Source organism: Micromonospora sp. DT47 (assembly GCF_049844475.1).
GTDB lineage: Bacteria > Actinomycetota > Actinomycetes > Mycobacteriales > Micromonosporaceae > Micromonospora.
On sequence record NZ_JBNCLC010000003.1, the window covers coordinates 228,860 to 244,090 of the forward strand.

Annotated in this window: 10 protein-coding genes and 1 pseudogene; 2 read left to right on the forward strand and 9 right to left on the reverse strand. The window is 76.1% G+C overall.

The window, feature by feature from the left end; genetic code table 11:
* Position 1 precedes the first annotated feature (1 nt).
* On the forward strand, positions 2-1,300 hold the full coding sequence (locus ACLQ2U_RS06120) for a DUF58 domain-containing protein (RefSeq protein WP_425749544.1): 1,299 nt from the start codon (positions 2-4) through the stop codon (positions 1,298-1,300).
* Positions 1,297-3,794 (forward strand): annotated as a pseudogene (locus ACLQ2U_RS06125) (transglutaminase TgpA family protein). The gene ACLQ2U_RS06120 and the pseudogene ACLQ2U_RS06125 overlap by 4 nt, the downstream one beginning before the upstream one ends.
* Positions 3,795-4,029: 235 nt before the next feature.
* On the opposite strand, the gene ACLQ2U_RS06130 reads toward ACLQ2U_RS06125, so the two are convergent.
* The 9 genes from ACLQ2U_RS06130 to ACLQ2U_RS06170 form a co-directional block, all read right to left on the reverse strand.
* Positions 4,030-4,425 (reverse strand): DUF3040 domain-containing protein, encoded by a 396-nt coding sequence (locus tag ACLQ2U_RS06130; protein WP_425749545.1) that lies wholly within the window; start codon positions 4,423-4,425, stop codon positions 4,030-4,032.
* A gap of 115 nt (positions 4,426-4,540) precedes the next feature.
* Positions 4,541-5,800 (reverse strand): DNA polymerase IV, encoded by a 1,260-nt coding sequence (locus ACLQ2U_RS06135; RefSeq protein ID WP_425749546.1) that lies wholly within the window; start codon positions 5,798-5,800, stop codon positions 4,541-4,543.
* Positions 5,801-5,838: 38 nt separating this feature from the next.
* The gene (locus ACLQ2U_RS06140) at positions 5,839-7,014 is read right to left on the reverse strand and encodes an alkaline phosphatase family protein (RefSeq protein WP_425749547.1); all 1,176 of its coding nucleotides are present in this window, start codon (positions 7,012-7,014) and stop codon (positions 5,839-5,841) included.
* A complete protein-coding gene (locus tag ACLQ2U_RS06145; RefSeq protein WP_425749548.1) occupies positions 7,011-7,778 on the reverse strand; it encodes a class I SAM-dependent methyltransferase in 768 nt (255 codons plus the stop codon). Before ACLQ2U_RS06145 ends, ACLQ2U_RS06140 begins: the two co-directional genes overlap by 4 nt.
* Before the next feature lie 46 nt (positions 7,779-7,824).
* Positions 7,825-8,001, reverse strand: coding sequence for a hypothetical protein (locus tag ACLQ2U_RS06150; protein WP_425749549.1), 177 nt, complete (start codon positions 7,999-8,001; stop codon positions 7,825-7,827).
* 97 nt (positions 8,002-8,098) lie between these two features.
* Positions 8,099-11,524 carry an error-prone DNA polymerase gene (locus ACLQ2U_RS06155; RefSeq protein ID WP_425749550.1) on the reverse strand — a complete coding sequence of 1,142 codons (3,426 nt, stop codon included), beginning with the start codon at positions 11,522-11,524 and terminating at the stop codon, positions 8,099-8,101.
* A gap of 309 nt (positions 11,525-11,833) precedes the next feature.
* Entirely contained in the window at positions 11,834-13,444 is a 1,611-nt protein-coding gene (locus ACLQ2U_RS06160; RefSeq protein WP_425749551.1) for a DNA polymerase Y family protein, read from the reverse strand.
* Positions 13,441-14,223 carry a hypothetical protein gene (locus ACLQ2U_RS06165; protein ID WP_425749552.1) on the reverse strand — a complete coding sequence of 261 codons (783 nt, stop codon included), beginning with the start codon at positions 14,221-14,223 and terminating at the stop codon, positions 13,441-13,443. The genes ACLQ2U_RS06160 and ACLQ2U_RS06165 overlap by 4 nt, the downstream gene beginning before the upstream one ends.
* Before the next feature lie 100 nt (positions 14,224-14,323).
* Positions 14,324-14,773, reverse strand: coding sequence for an SAV_6107 family HEPN domain-containing protein (locus ACLQ2U_RS06170; protein WP_425749553.1), 450 nt, complete (start codon positions 14,771-14,773; stop codon positions 14,324-14,326).
* Positions 14,774-15,231 lie beyond the last annotated feature (458 nt).

Genomic DNA, 15,231 nt, shown 5'->3' on the forward strand with positions numbered 1-15,231 from the left:
CGTGCGCGACGGGCTGCGTGGGCTGACCACCCGCGGCCGCTCGTTCCTGGCGGCCGCGGTCGCGGCGGCGGTCTCCGCCGGCATCCTCGGCGAGAGGGACCTGCTGCGGGTGGCCGTGCTGCTCGCCGTGCTGCCGCTGCTCGCCGCGCTCTACGTCGGACGCAGCCGCTACAAGCTGGCCTGCAACCGCTCGCTGGAACCGCACCGGGTGCCGGTCGGGGCCAGCTCCCGGGTGGTGCTGCGGCTGCAGAACATGTCGCGGCTGCCCACCGGCACCCTGCTGCTGGAGGACCGGCTGCCGTACGCGCTGGGCAGCCGGCCCCGGGTGGTGCTGGAGCGGCTCGGCGCGCACCAGGCCAGCTCGGTGGCGTACACGGTCCGCGCCGACGTGCGCGGCCGGTACGAGGTGGGTCCGCTGGTGGTCCGGATGACCGACCCGTTCGGCCTCTGCGAGCTGACCCGGGCCTTTCCCAGCACCGACAACCTGACCGTCATCCCCCAGGTCACCCCGCTGCCCTCGGTGCGCCTGCCCGGCGAGTACGCCGGCAGCGGCGACAGCCGGGCCCGGTCGGTGGCCGTGCACGGCGAGGACGACGCGGCCACCCGGGAGTACCGGAGGGGCGACGACCTGCGCCGGGTGCACTGGAAGTCGACCGCCCGCACGGGCGAGCTGATGGTGCGCCGGGAGGAGCAGCCCTGGGAGAGCCGCGCCACCGTCGTCCTGGACACCCGGGCGTACGGCCACCGCGGCGACGGTCCCACGGCGAGCTTCGAGTGGGCGGTCTCGGCCGCCGCGAGCATCGCCGTGCACCTGCGGCAGGCGGGCTACAAGCTGCGCCTGGTCACCGGTTCGGGCGCGGACGTCAACGCGACCGAGGGCGCCGGGGACGGGCTGCTCCTCGACCACCTCGCCGACGTCCGGCTGGACCAGCGCGGCGACGTCGCGAGCCTGGTGCAGCGGGTCCGGCAACGCGCCGACGGGGGTCTGATCATCGCCCTGTTCGGCTCGCTGAGCACCACCGAGGCGGAACTGCTGGCCGGGCTGCGCGGCAACGGCGCGACCTGCGTGGGCTTCCTGCTGAACAGTTCCACCTGGCTCAACCTGCCGGACAAGGCCCGGTTCGAGGCCGACCAGACCCACGGCGCCGCCGCGCTGGCCATGCTCCACGGCGGCTGGCGAGTGATCGGGGTGGACCACGACGGCCGACTGCCGGTGCTCTGGCCGCAGGCGGCGCGCGGCTCGCAGGGCTTCGCGCTGCGCGCGGCGCTCGCCGAGACGGTGGCCGGCGGCGTCCGATGAGAAGGAGGAGGGCGTCGTGATCGCCTCCCGGAACCTCGGCTTCGTGGCCGCCGCGGCGACACTGCTCGCCGCGGCGCCGCTGTCGTCGATCTTCCAGCGCTGGACCTGGCTGATCGAGGCGGCCATCGCGGTCGCCGTGGTGGCCGGCGTGGCCGCGTTGACCCGGCTGGTCCGGGCCCCGCTCTGGGGCCAGGTGCTGGGCATGCTGGCCGGGCTGCTGCTCGCCCTGACCTGGCTCTTCCCCGGCGGTACCGAGCTGATCGCCTTCCTGCCCACGCCGAGCACCCTGGTCCATTTCGGTGAGCTCCTCCAGGGCTCCCTGCAGGACATGCGCTCGTACGGGGTCGAGGTGCCGGACACCACGCCACTGCTGTTCATCGCCGTGCTGGGGGTGGGCGCGGTGGCGATCGTGGTGGACGTGCTGGCCGTCGGGCTGCGCCGGCCGGCGCTGGCCGGCCTGCCGATGCTGGCGATCTACTCGGTGCCGGTGGCCGTCTACGTGGACAACGTCCCGGCGCTGCCGTTCGTGATCGGCGCCTGCGGCTACCTCTGGCTGCTGGTCACCGACAACGTCGACCGGGTGCGCCGGTTCGGCCGCCGGTTCACCGGCGAGGGGCGCGACGTCGACGTCTGGGAGTCCTCGCCGCTGGCCGCGGCCGGGCGCCGGCTCGCGGCCGTCGGCGTGGCGCTGGCCGTGGTGCTGCCGCTGGCCGTGCCGGGGATGACCGGCGGCCTGCTCGACCAGTTCAACTCCACCGGCGAGGGCACCGGCAACGGGCGGCCCGGTCAGGGCGGCAGCCCGGGCCGGATAGACCTGTTCGCCGCGCTCAGCGGGCAGCTCAACCAGTCCGAGGTGGCCGACCTGGTCAAGGTCAGCACCAACGAGCCGAGCCCGTTCTACCTGCGCTTCGGCGTGGCCGACGAGCTGCGCCCGGACGGCTTCCGGGTGCGCAACCCGAACGGGCGGCCGGTCAACCGGCAGCTGCCCGACCCGGCGGACCGGGTCCGGCAGGGGGTGCAGCAGCAGACCTACCGGGCCAGCGTGGAGGTCACCCGGAACCTCACCATGCCGCTGCTGCCGATCTACGCCGACCCGGTGCGCACCGACGGGCTCAGCGGCAACTGGTCGTACGACGCGAACCTCGGGGTGGTCTTCTCCAACCGGGACAACTCCCGGGGCAAGCGCTACTCATTCGAGTACGTGCGCTCGACGTACTCCCCGACGGCGCTGCGCAAGGCCCGGTCGCTGCCGGCCGAGCACCCGATCGCCCTGCAGCAGACCCAGACGCCGGCGGTCCAGCAGGTCGAAGTGCTGGTCTCCCGGCTGGTGGAGGGGAAGTCCACCGACTACGACAGGGTACGGGCGATCTACGACTACTTCTCCCGGGAGAACGGCTTCGGCTACTCGCTGAGCACCAAGGGCGGCACCAGCGGCACGGAGATCGTCGACTTCCTGACCAACAAGGTCGGCTACTGCCAGCAGTACGCGGCGGCGATGGCCTGGCTGGTCCGGGCCGCCGGCATCCCGGCCCGGGTGGCGTTCGGCTTCACCAACGGCAGCAACTCCGGCGGTGGCACGTACGTGCTGACCAACCGGAACCTGCACGCCTGGACGGAGGTCTACTTCGACGGGATGGGCTGGGTGCCGTTCGACGCCACCCCGGCGTACGGCGTGCAGGGCTCGACCCGGTCGGTGTGGGCGCCGGACAGCGACGCGCCGGACCCGGAGCCCTCGGACACCGCCGCGCCGGCCGCCCCCGGCGACCCCGCCGCCTCGGCCGGGCCGAATCGGGAGGACGCCGCCGACCGGGAAACCGACACCGGCTTCGACCCGCTGACCGGTGCCCCCGTCGAGCGGGCGCCGACCTGGCCGTGGTGGACGGCCGGGGCGCTGCTCGCCCTGCTGACCCTGCTCGCCATGCCGGCGCTGCGCCGGGCGGCGCTGCGGCGCCGCCGGCACGGCCGGCCGGTCCCCGTGCCGGCGGCGATGGAGGCTGGTGCCGGCGACGGCGGCGCCACCCCGATGATCGTGGTCGGGGCGGACGCCGACCGGGCCCGGGCGGACGCCCACGCCGCCTGGGACGAGCTGCTCGACACCCTGATCGACTACCGGGTCCGGGTCGACCGGACGGAGACCCCGCGGTCCACCGCGGAGCGCCTGGTCCGGGAGGCGGTCGGCGACGACGCGGAGTCGACGGCGGCGGTACGGCTGCTCGGCCGGGCCGAGGAGCGGGCCCGGTACGCCCGCGACCCGCTGACCGGCGAGCCGCTGCACCCGGCGCTGCGGATCGTCCGGGGCACACTGGCCGCCCGGTCCGACCGGCGGACCCGTCTCCTGGCGACCGTCCTGCCGCCGTCGGTGCTGCTGCGCTGGCGGCTCGCGATCGGCGACTCGTCGTCCCGCTGGGTGGCGACGGGCGGGCGGGCCCGCTACCGGGCGCAACGCTTCAGCCCGCGCCGACTGCTCGCCGGCCGGACGACCCGGCGCGCCTGACCCGCGACTCCGGCCCGCCGGCTGACCCACCCGTCAGCCCGGCGGGCCTCGTCGTGTCGTCGCCTCTCCCCGCCCCTCACCCAGCGGGCCGGGGTCAGTCCCGCAGCCCGCAGGTCAGGGTGGTGGCAGGGGTGGCTGTCCCTGGTCCGGACATGGCGATACGACGGAGGTGGCCGGACCCGGTCCGGCACCCACCGTCGCGGTGGCGCCCGCCCACCTCAGGGGTGGGTGGCGTTCAGCGATGTCCCTCCGGGCGCTGCCGCCACCGGTCCTCCATGCGGTCCAGCAACGACGGCCGTCGACCCGCCCGCCCGCGCGGACGACGACGGCTCGTCGTGCCACCCACCACGTGCAGGTCGGGTGACTGTGCCTTGCGGTGCGACTGCACCGCGTAGCCCAGCGCGGCCAGCATGACGACGAAGCCCGCCACTGCCAGTGGCGGAGTCTTGATCACCGCGCCGTAGACCAACAGGGCCAGGCCGACGACGACCACACCGGCAGCGACGAGCAGGCGACGCCGCGCGTGGAAACGCGGGTCGCTGGCGCGCACGGCCGAGGCGAATTTGGGGTCCTCGGCAAGCGACCGCTCGATCTGCTCGAACAGCCGCTGCTCGTGCTCCGAGAGCGGCACGGCACTCCTCCCCGGTCACGTTGGTCGGCCCGGTCGGGCCGACAGACCGTAGCAGCCAACCGGCTGCTTACCGCCAAGTCTACGAGGGGGGTCGCGCGTCGGAAAGCGGGACGACCTACGGCCGGGGTTGATTTTCGCCGCGCCGGGGATCTCGCTTCCCGAGCAGACTGGCCGGACCTATGACGGACCGCCCGAATCGGGCAGCCGCGGCGTCGGCGGCCGCTTCCGCCTCCCGCCAGCCGTGCTCGGGCGCGCCGAGGGTGAGCTGTCGGGGCGTCTCCGCCACGGCGGCCAGCCCCTCCGCCCGTACGCCCACCAGCCGGATCCGCTCCCCTGGGTCCAAGGCGGTGTAAAGCGCCCACGCCGTGTCGAACAGTTCCCGGGCCACGTCGGTCGGCACGCCGAGGGTGCGGGACCGGTTGACCGTGCGGAAGTCGGCCAGCCGGACCTTGAGCGACACCGTCCGCCCGACCTGCCCGGCCCGGCGCAGCCGGACGCCGACCTTCTCGCTGAGGGCGAGCAGGGCCTGGCGGATCTCCACCGGATCGTCCACGTCGGCGTCGAAGGTCACCTCGGCGCCGATCGACTTCTCCACGTGCTCCGGGCTGACCGACCGCGGGTCGCGCCCCCGGGCGAGCTCGTGCAGGTGGGTGGCGGACGCCGCGCCCAGGGCCTTGCGGAGCATGCCGAAGGGCGCCTCGGCGAGGTCGCCGATGGTGGCCAGGCCGAGCCGGCGCAGCGTCTCGGCGGAGCGCTCCCCCACCCCCCAGAGCGCACCGACCGGCAGCGGGTGGAGGAACTCCAGCACCCGGTCGGCGGGCACCACCAGCAGGCCGTCCGGCTTGGCCCGGGTCGAGCCGAGCTTGGCCACGAACTTGCTCGGTGCCACCCCCACCGAGCAGGTCAGCCCCTGCTCGGTGGCCACCCGCTCGCGGATCCGGCGGGCGATGGCGGCCGGCGGGCCGAACAACCGCCGGGCGCCCGCCACGTCGAGGAACGCCTCGTCCAGGGAGAGCGGCTCCACCAGGGGGGTGACGTCCCGGAAGATCTGCATCACCGCCCGGGAGGCGGCGGTGTACTGCGAGAAGTCAGGCGGCAGGTAGACCGCGTGCGGGCAGATCGCCCGGGCCCGCATGGTGGGCATCGCGCTGCGAACGCCGTACCGCCGGGCCTCGTAGCTGGCGGAGCTGACCACGCCGCGCGGCCCGACGCCGCCGACCACCACCGGCCGGCCGCGCAGCTCGGGGCGACGGCGCACCTCGACCGAGGCGAAGAAGGCGTCCATGTCGACGTGCAGGACCTGGCTGCCGGAGTCGTCCGCGTCCGGCCCGAAGCGCGGGTCACCGCCGCGCGGCAACGACTGGCTCCGACCCATTCCCGCAGGCTAGCCGGCCGGTACGACAGCCCCCCAGGTCAGCCCCGCACCACCAGCAGCGGGATGGTCATCTCGGTCGCGGTGTCCGCCCCGTGGTACGCCACCAGCCGGGACACCGCCGGCGGCTCGGAGCGGGTGGCCAGCACCGCGTACGTGTCGCGGCAGGTCACCACCACGTCGCCGATACGCCGCAGGTGCTCCTCGGGGACCGGGCCGAACCGGCCGCCGGCCACCACCTCGTCGCGGGTCTCCACCCGGGCGGCCGGCCCGAGCACCGCCGACCAGGCGGCCACCACGTCGTCGACCGCGCCCGGCGCGACGTGCAGGTAGCGCACCCGCGGCTCACCGGCGACGACCCGCACCCCGGCCCGCAGCCGGAAGTCGGTGTCCAGGTCGAAGCGGTGCCCGGCGGGCACATCGAGCTGCCCGTGGTCGGCGGTGACCAGCAGCGCGGCGTCCGGCGGGAGGCCGTCGACCAGCCGGGCGAGCAGCGCGTCCACCTCGGCGGCGGCGATCCGCCAGGGCGCCGAGTCGACACCGGTGAGGTGGCCGTGCCGGTCCAGGTCGGGGTGGTAGCCGGAGACCAGGGTCGGCCCCGGGCCAGCGGCCAGCGCGGCGCGCATCGTCCGGGCCAGCGCGTCGACGCCGGCAGCGCCCCGGTAGTCGCCGCCCCGGTTGGCGGCCAGGGTCAGCCCGCTGCCGGCGTACTCGGGTCGGCTGACCACGGTCACCGCGACCCCGGTGGCACGGGCCCGCTCCCACTGGGTGCGGACCGGCTGCCAGCGCAGCGGCTCCGGGTCGCCGTCCCACTCGATGTGGTTGAGCACCCGCTCGGTGCCGGGCACCCGGACGGTGAAGCCGAGCACGCCGTGCGCCCCGGGTGCGGCGCCGGTGCCGAGGCTCACCAGGCTGGTCGGGGTGGTGGACGGGAAACCGGCGGTCAGCGGCCGGCCCACCGTGGCGGCGAGCCCGGCCAGGGTCGGCGCGTACCGGGCGGCGGTAGGGATCTGGTACCAGCCGAGCCCGTCCACGAGCAGGACGGCGATCCGGCGGACCCCGGCGAGCCGCGGGGCGAGCCCGAGCAGGTCGACCGCGCCGGGGACGCCGAGCACGGCCAGCGCGCTGGGCAGCACGTCGGCCAGGCTGCCGCCGCCGTAGTGCGGCGGCACGACCGCGAGCGGGTCGGCCGTGCCCGTCGGCCCCGGCCCGGTCATGCCGGGCGGCGGGCGAAGAGGTGCAGCTGGGCGGCGAGATCCCGGTACGGCGACCGGGCGGCGAGGGCCCGTTCCAGCTCGACCAGGGCGCCCGGCTGGCCGTCGGCCACCGCGGCGGGGAGCAGGTCGGCGAGGACGCGTACCCCGTGGATCTCCTCCACGGTGAGCCCGGCGGCGCCCAGCAGCGCGGCGGCGCCCTCGGCGTCGAAGCGCCGGCGCAGGGTGTCCCGCGGGCCGGCGGAGCCGCCCGGGGCGGCGGCGAGCGCGGCGGCGACGTCCAGGTGACCGTTCATCGCCCGGCCCAGCACCGCGGCGGCCCGCCCGGCGACCAGCACGCTGGCCGCGCCCCCGGGACGCAGCGCGGTGGCCAGCGCGGCCACCACCGGCGCCGGGTCGTCGACCACCTCCAGCACGGAGTGGCAGAGCACCAGGTCGGCGGAGGCCGGCTCGACCAGCCCGGCCATCGCGTCGCCGTCGCCCTGGACGGCGCGTACCCGGTCGGCGACCCCGGCCTCGGCGGCCCGGCGGGTCAGCGCGGCGAGCGCGTCCAGGCTGGCGTCGACCACGGTGACCCGGTGCCCGGCCTGGGCGAGCGGGACGGCGAATCCGCCGGTGCCGCCGCCGACGTCGAGCACGGTCAGCTCGGTGCCGGCGCGGCGGTCCAGCTCGGCGGCGAGCACCGACCAGATGACAGCGGTACGGGGGGTCAGCGGCGGCCCGGTGAACCGGCCTCGGGTCTGCTCCACCCGGCCGAGCCTAGTCACCCGCGCCACCCGATCCCCCGTACCGGTGGTGGGCTCTTCGATCAGGTCAGGACTCGCCGCCGCCGGCGGGGTCCTCCTCCGCGCGGGACCGGTTGGCGTTCGCCACCGGTCCGTCGGTCACCTGGTACTCACGCGGCTCGGCGTCCTGCGCCGGCGCCCAGCCGGCACCCAGCCGGGTGCGCCGGACGTTCGCTACTCCACCGGTGGTGCTGTTCCCCGTCACTGGTCTTTCTCCCTTGCGGCGAGCGGGCCACTCTGCCCGCGCGGCCTCGAAGTCTCCCGCCTACCGGCTCCGGAAACCGTAATGTGGATCACTCCGGTCACCGGAAATCCCGGGACGCCGGGCTCACCGGCGGCTCGATCGCGTCCAGCCGGTCGGCGGTGAGGCTGGTGACCCCCTCGTGCCGCTGCAACCGGCCGCGGACCACGAGGGCGGCGCTGGTGCGGGCGATTCGACGATAGCGCTGCCACAGGCCCGGGGAGCAAGTGACATTGAGCATCCCGGTCTCGTCCTCCAGGTTGAGGAAGGTGACCCCGCCCGCGGTCGCCGGGCGCTGCCGGTGGGTGACGATCCCGCCGACCCGGATCCGCTGGCCCGGCTCCACCCGGCCGAGCCGGGCGATCGGCACCGCGCCCAGGGCGTCGAGCCGGTCCCGGATGAACCGGGCCGGGTGGCTCTCCGGCGACAGGCCGGTGGCCCAGACGTCGGCGACCAGCCGGTCCACCGCCTCCATCCCGGGCAGGGTGGGCGCGGCCGCGCCGGTCACCGTGCCGGGCAGCCGGCCCGGCCGGTCCTGGGCCGCCGCGCCGGCGGCCCAGAGCGCCTGCCGCCGGGTCAGCCCGAAGCAGGCGAAGGCGTCCGCGGTGGCCAGCGCCTCCAGCTGCGCGGCGGTGAGACCGACCCGCCGGGCCAGGTCAGGCATGTCCCGATACGGCCCGCGCGCCACCCGCTCCGCCTCGATCCGCTCGGCCACCCCGTCGCCGAGGGTACGCACGCTGGAGAGCCCGAGCCGGACCGCCGGCCCACCCAGCCCCCACTCGTGCGGCGGCTCGCCCGGCTGGCTCCCCCACCGGGTGGTCGGGGTGGACTCCAGCACCGCCTTGGCGCCGCTGGCGTTGATGTCCGGGCGGCGGACCTCGACGCCGTGCCGGCGCGCGTCGTCGACCAGGGTCTGCGGCGAGTAGAAGCCCATCGGCTGGGCGTTGAGCAGCGCGGCCAGGAACGGCCCCGGGTGGTGGCGCTTGAGCCAGGAGCTGGCGTAGACCAGGTAGGCGAAGCTCATCGCGTGGCTCTCCGGGAAGCCGTAGCTGGCGAACGCGGAGAGCTTGTGGAAGACGTCCTCGGCCAGATCGCCGGTGATCCCCCGCTCGGCCATCCCGGCGTAGAGCCGGTCGGCGATCTGCGCCATCCGCTCCGCCGACCGCTTCGACCCCATCGCCCGGCGCAGCTGGTCGGCGCCGGCCGCGTCGAAGCCGGCCAGGTCGATCGCCAGCTGCATCAGCTGCTCCTGGAACAGCGGCACACCGAGGGTCTTCTCCAGCGCGTTGCGCATCAGCGGGTGGGCGTACTCCACCGGCTCCAGGCCGTTCTTGCGCCGGATGTACGGGTGCACCGAGCCGCCCTGGATCGGGCCGGGCCGGATCAGCGCCACCTCGACCACCAGGTCGTAGAACGCACGCGGCTTCAACCTCGGCAGGGTGGCCATCTGGGCCCGGCTCTCCACCTGGAACACCCCGACCGAGTCGGCCCGGCAGAGCATGTCGTAGACCTCGGGGTCGTCCAGGGTCATGTCGCCCAGGTCGAGGGTCGTGCCGATCATGTCGTAGCCGTAGTGCAGCGCGGAGAGCATGCCGAGCCCGAGCAGGTCGAACTTGACCAGGCCGACCGCCGCGCAGTCGTCCTTGTCCCACTGGAGCACGCTGCGGCCGGGCATCCGACCCCACTCCACCGGGCAGACCTCGATCACCGGCCGGTCGCAGATCACCATGCCGCCGGAGTGGATGCCCAGATGTCGGGGGAAGGTCTGCAGCTCGTTCGCGTACGCGACGACCTGCTCGGGGATGTCCTCGACGTCGACCGACGCCACCGAGCCCCACCGGTCGATCTGCTTGCTCCAGGCGTCCTGCTGCCCGGGCGAGAAGCCGAACGCCTTGGCCACGTCCCGCACCGCCGACCGGGGCCGGTACGAGATGACGTTGGCGACCTGGGCGGTGTGCTCCCGGCCGTACCGGGCGTAGACGTGCTGGATGACCTCCTCCCGGCGGTCGGACTCGATGTCCACGTCGATGTCCGGCGGGCCGTCCCGTTCCGGGGCGAGGAAGCGCTCGAAGAGCAGCCGGTGCCGGACGGCGTCCACGTTGGTGATCCGCAGCGCGTAGCAGACCGCCGAGTTCGCCGCCGAACCCCGGCCCTGGCAGTAGATGTCCTGCTCGCGGCAGAACGTGACGATGTCGTAGACCACCAGGAAGTAGCCGGGGAAGCCCAGCTCCTCGATCATCTTCAGCTCGTGGTCGAGCTGCTGGTACGCCTCCGGATGCGCCGCGCGCGGGCCGTACCGCTCCCGGGCGCCCTGCTCGGTCAGGTGGCGCAGCCAGCTCATCTCGGTGTGCCCCGGCGGCACCGGGTACGCCGGCAGCCGCGGCGCGACCAGCTGGAGGTCGAAGGCGAGCTCGGCGCCGAACTCGGCGGCCCGGGCCACCGCCCCCGGGTACGCGGCGAACCGGGCCGCCATCTCGGCGCCGCTGCGCAGGTGGGCGGTGGCCGCGGCGGGCAGCCAGCCGTCGATCTCGTCCAGGCTGCGCCGGGCCCGGACGGCGGCCAGGGTGGTGGCCAGCCGGCGCCGGCCGGGGGTGGCGTAGTGCACGTTGTTGGTGGCCACCGTGGGCAGTCCGGCGGCGCCGGCCAGCTCGGCGAGGGCGTCGTTGCGGTCGGCGTCGACCGGGTGCCCGTGGTCGGTCAGCTCCACCGCCACCGTCTCGGCGCCGAAGAGCGCGGTCAACCGGTCCAGCTCGCGGGCCGCCGCGTCGACGCCCTCGGTGAGCAGCGCGCCCGGCACGTGCCCCTTGCGGCAGCCGGTGAGCACCAGCACGTGATCGCGCAGCTCGGCGGCGACCTCCTCCAGCTCGCCGTAGACCGGGCGGCCCTTCTCACCGCCGCGCAGCTGGGCGCGGGAGATCGTCGCGGCCAGCCGGGCGTACCCCTCGTGCCCGTGGGCGAGCACCAGCAGGTGCCGCCCGTGCGGGTCGGGCTCGCCGTTCTGCGGGCCGGGCAGCCCGAGGGAGAGCTCGGCGCCGAAGATCGTCGGCAGGTGCAGCGCGCGGGCCGCCTCGGCGAAGCGGACCACGCCGTAGAAGCCGTCGTGGTCGGTGACGGCGAGCGCGGTGAGCCCCAGCCGGGCGGCCTCCTCGGCCAGCTCCTCCGGGTGGCTGGCTCCGTCGAGGAAGCTGAAGTTGCTGTGCGCGTGCAGCTCGGCGTACGGGACCGTGCCGTCCGGGCGGGGCAGCTCGGGCGGCTCGTACTGCTGGCGCTTGCGGCTCCAGGCCGGGGCGTCGCCGCCGTCGGCGTCGACGGCGAGGGGATCCACCACGTGCAGGTGCCGCTCCTCGCGCGACCGCCCGCCGCGGGATCTGCCGTCGCCGGATCTGCCGTCGCCGGATCTGCCGTCGCCGGATCTGCCGTCGCCCGGACGGCCGGAGAGCACCCGCTCCAGCTCCGACCAGGGCAGCTCCGGGTTGTGGAAGCTCATCCGGCCACCCCGGGAACGGTCGCGACGCGTGGCAGCAGCTGCGGCGGCCGGCCCGGAGCGCTTCCGGGGACCGGTGCCCGGGCGGTGCCGGCCGGTGTCGCCGGGGACGGATTCCCCGGTGAGCGACATGACGCTGGGTCATAAATATGACTCACCGTCATGTCGCTCGTGAGGAAACATCGCCCCGACGCGCAACGGACCGGCGCGCAACGGACCGGCCGGGCGGGGACGTGAGCCGCCCGGCGAAGCTCATCGGGGCCGGCCCACCGCCCGCGTCCGTGCCGGGCGGAAGGGCGCGCGGGCGGGCGCTCAGTCATAGATCGCCTCCACCAGCCAATGACCGGCCTCCACGGCCAGCAGCAGGGCGGCGCCGTCGGCCAGGCAGACCTGGAACCGTGCCCGGCGCCGGGCCTCGGCGGGGGCCCACCACCGCTCGTCCACCGGCCACGGGCCGGCCCAGCCGACAATCTCGACCGGTCGGGCCGTACCGACGGTCAGCCGGGCCGGCGCGGCGCTCACCGCCAGGCGCGCGTTGACCACGACGGGCTCGCCGGCGGTGTCGTGCACGGTCGCGGCGAGCGGGCTGGGCAGCACCACGGCCGGCGCGGGCGGCGGCAGCCGGCCCGGCCAGGGCGGGGTGCCGGCAGCGGCACCACCGGCGGCCGGCTCGCCCGGCAGCGGTGGCGGGCCGGGACGGGCGGGCAGCCGCTCGTCGCCCCACGGCACCAGGTGCGTCTGGTCGGCCGGGGACCGGCCGCCGCCGAGCACGGCGGTGACCACCGCCTCCGGACCGAGGATGCCCTGCACCCGGCTCAACGCCCGGTGCGCCCGCTCCCGCTCCTCGCCGATCTCCCCCCACAGGCCGGGTTGCAGCCCCGAGCGGGCGAGCACCCCGTCGGGGACCAGCCGCAGCCGGACGATCCCGGCGGTCGGGCGGGCCGGACGGGCACCGGCCCGCCCGGTGCTGCCGGAGAGCCACCCGTCGAGCTGCCAGCGGACCCGGTCGGCGATGGCCGCGGCGGTGAGCAGCCCGTCGTGCCGCCAGACCCGGTGCAGCTCCTGCCCGTGCGCGGTGACCGCCTCGATGCCGAGCCGGGTGCAGGCCAGCCCGTGCGCGGCCAGCCGGTCGTGCAGCTGCTCGGCCAGCGCGCGGGCGGCGAAGGCCGCCGCGTCGACCCGGTCGAGCGGCTCGTCGTGGTCGGCGGTCACCGCCAGGTCGACCGGGGGTTGCCGGACCGCCAGCGGCCGGTGGTCCCGCCCGGCGGCGAGCCGGTGGGCGAGCGCCCCGTCGAACCCGAACCGGGCCAGCACGTCGCCGGCGGGCAGCGCGGCGAAGTCGCCGAGGGTACGCACCCCGAGCCGGCGCAGCAGGTCGGTCAGGGCCGGGCGGCCGAGCGCCTCGACCGGCAGCCCGGCGAGGAACTCCGGCGTCCCGCCGGGCGGTACGACCCGGCCGTCGCGCGCGGCGAGCCCGGCGGCGAAGACCCCGTCGGCGATCCCCACCTGGCTCTCCACCGCGCAGGCCTGGGCCACCTGCTCGACGATCCGCTCGGCGGCCGCCTCCTCGCCGCCGAGGTATCGGCTGGGGCCACGGGCGGCGAGCGCGCAGGCGCCGGGGCGTACCACCTCGACCCCGGCGGCCACCTCCTCGACGGCGGCGACCACCGGTTCGAAGGCGCGGGCGTCCCGCCCCGGGTCGTGGTCGACGACGGTCAGCTGCGGGCAGCGCCCCTGCGCCTCCCGCCGGCGCAGGCCCCGGCGCACCCCGTCGGCGCGGGCCCGTTCGGAGCAGGCCACCACCCGGTTGGCGTGCAGCACGGCGACCGGGCCGGTGGCGGGCACCCCGTCGACGATCTCGGCGGCGATGACCGGCCAGTCCGGGCACCAGAGCAGCAGGGTGCGCACCGGCGCGTCGGTCACGCCGACCCGACCACGGTGAGCGGGCCCCGCCGGGACGCGGCGGGGGCGGGCGGGGTGGCCGGCGACACCGGGCGGAGCCGGCCGGGGGTGGACCCGGCCGCAGCGGCGGCGGCGCGGGGAATGACCCGGGTGAGCCCGTCGCCGGGCAGCCAGACCTTGATCTCCTTGGGGCGGGCGGCCGCGCCGCGCCCGCGCGCCGAGACGGTCACCTCGCGGCGGCGCAGCCGGCCGCGGCCCGGCCCGAGCCCCTCCCAGACGCCCCGGACCACCCGGAGCGTGACGTCCGCGCCGTCCCACCGGCCGTACGGGACGAGCACGCAGCCGCGCTGCCGGGCGCGGGCGGCCAGCCGGTCGGCGACCGAGGCGGAGACGGCGTGCGGCACGGCGGTCACCACCACGTCGACCCCGTCGATCAACGCGGCGACGACGGTGGGCCACTCCGGACCCGGGTTCGGTACCAGGGCCAGTCGGTCCAGCGCGATGCCGACCTCGGCGGCCGCGCCGGCCCCGAAGGTCGGCACCCCGACCACCGCGCACCACGAACCGGCCCGGGACGCCTCGGCGAGCAGCGCCAGGACCAGGGAGGTCCCCCCGCTGCACCGGGGCTGGCCGGCGGAGACCGCGATCGTGCTGCCCCGGCGCAGGCCCCGGTTGGGTAGCAGGCCGGTCAGCTCGGGCGCCACCGGGAGCACCCGGTGACCGCCCGCCGGGTCCGGCGCGCTCGCCGGGCGCACCAGACCGGCCAGTGCGGCGGAACCGACCACCATGCGGCCCGCCATGGGACCTACCCCCCGTCGTGTTGCTGCTGGATCAGGTGTCGCTGCTGGAGCGGATGAAGAGGCCGGGCGGCGCCCGGCGAGGGACCCGGGCGGGGCCGGGTCAGGCGGCGAGGCCGTCGAGGGCGGGTTGGTGTGCCAGCCCGAGCGCGACCTCCACCACCGCCACGAACTGCTCGGCGGCCCGGAGCAGGTCGTCGGCCTCCCGAGCGGTCACCACCCGGGGTATGCCCGCCTCGGCGGCGGCGCGCTTGCCGGCCCCGGCGGCGAAGTAGCGGGACCACTCGTCGAGCTCGGGGGCGACGGTGGAGAGCAGGACCCAGACGCTGGTGATCCGGTTGCGTCGGGAGGGCGCGGGGCGGGCGCGGGCGGCGAGCAGGGCGGCGGCCGCGCGCAGTGCCGCCAGGTGGGCGGCCGCGTAGCGCAGGCCGTCGGGGCGGGTCTGGGCGGCCTCGGCGAGCCCGTGCCGGGCCACCGCGAGGAGTTGGGCCGGGGTGCGGTGGGGCAGCACGTGCGCCGGCACCGTCGGTGCCTGGGCCGGGTTGGTCGGCATGACTGTCTCCTCCACGTGGCCGGGGCGGGCGCGACGCGCGACGGATCGGATCCGTCGGCGGAGCGCCCGGGGCGGGTGGTGCGGAGGAAGACGCACCGGTGTGGGGGCCGGCCGGGTGTGGACGCTTCCCCACACCACACCCGGCCGGCGAACCGGCGGGTTCGTCGCCCGCCGCCCGGGGGTCGTGGGCGGCGGACGACGATCCTGCCTGATGGGACCGGGCTCGCGACTGCCCGGAACCCGGGTGCGGTCCGCGAAACCGCACCGCCCGGGATCCGGCGCCGCGAAACGCCTCTCCCGGGTGCGTTGGAACGGGCGTACGACTCAATCGAACACTCGTTCTAACTGCCCTGACAGTACACCCTGCCACCGACGAAAACGCAACGTGCGGCGTACGGCGTGCCGGACGACGCCGGCGGGGCGATTCTCAGGGCGCGCACAGCAACGGCAGAGCCGGC

What these genes read in the sequence shown, in the direction of transcription:
- ACLQ2U_RS06135 (WP_425749546.1), bottom strand. Translation starts at nt 5,800, where the DNA reads ATGGGTCGGAGCCAGTCGTTGCCGCGCGGCGGTGACCCGCGCTTCGGG.
- ACLQ2U_RS06140 (WP_425749547.1), bottom strand. Translation starts at nt 7,014, where the DNA reads ATGACCGGGCCGGGGCCGACGGGCACGGCCGACCCGCTCGCGGTCGTG.
- ACLQ2U_RS06155 (WP_425749550.1), bottom strand. Translation starts at nt 11,524, where the DNA reads ATGAGCTTCCACAACCCGGAGCTGCCCTGGTCGGAGCTGGAGCGGGTG.
- ACLQ2U_RS06165 (WP_425749552.1), bottom strand. Translation starts at nt 14,223, where the DNA reads ATGGCGGGCCGCATGGTGGTCGGTTCCGCCGCACTGGCCGGTCTGGTG.
- ACLQ2U_RS06170 (WP_425749553.1), bottom strand. Translation starts at nt 14,773, where the DNA reads ATGCCGACCAACCCGGCCCAGGCACCGACGGTGCCGGCGCACGTGCTG.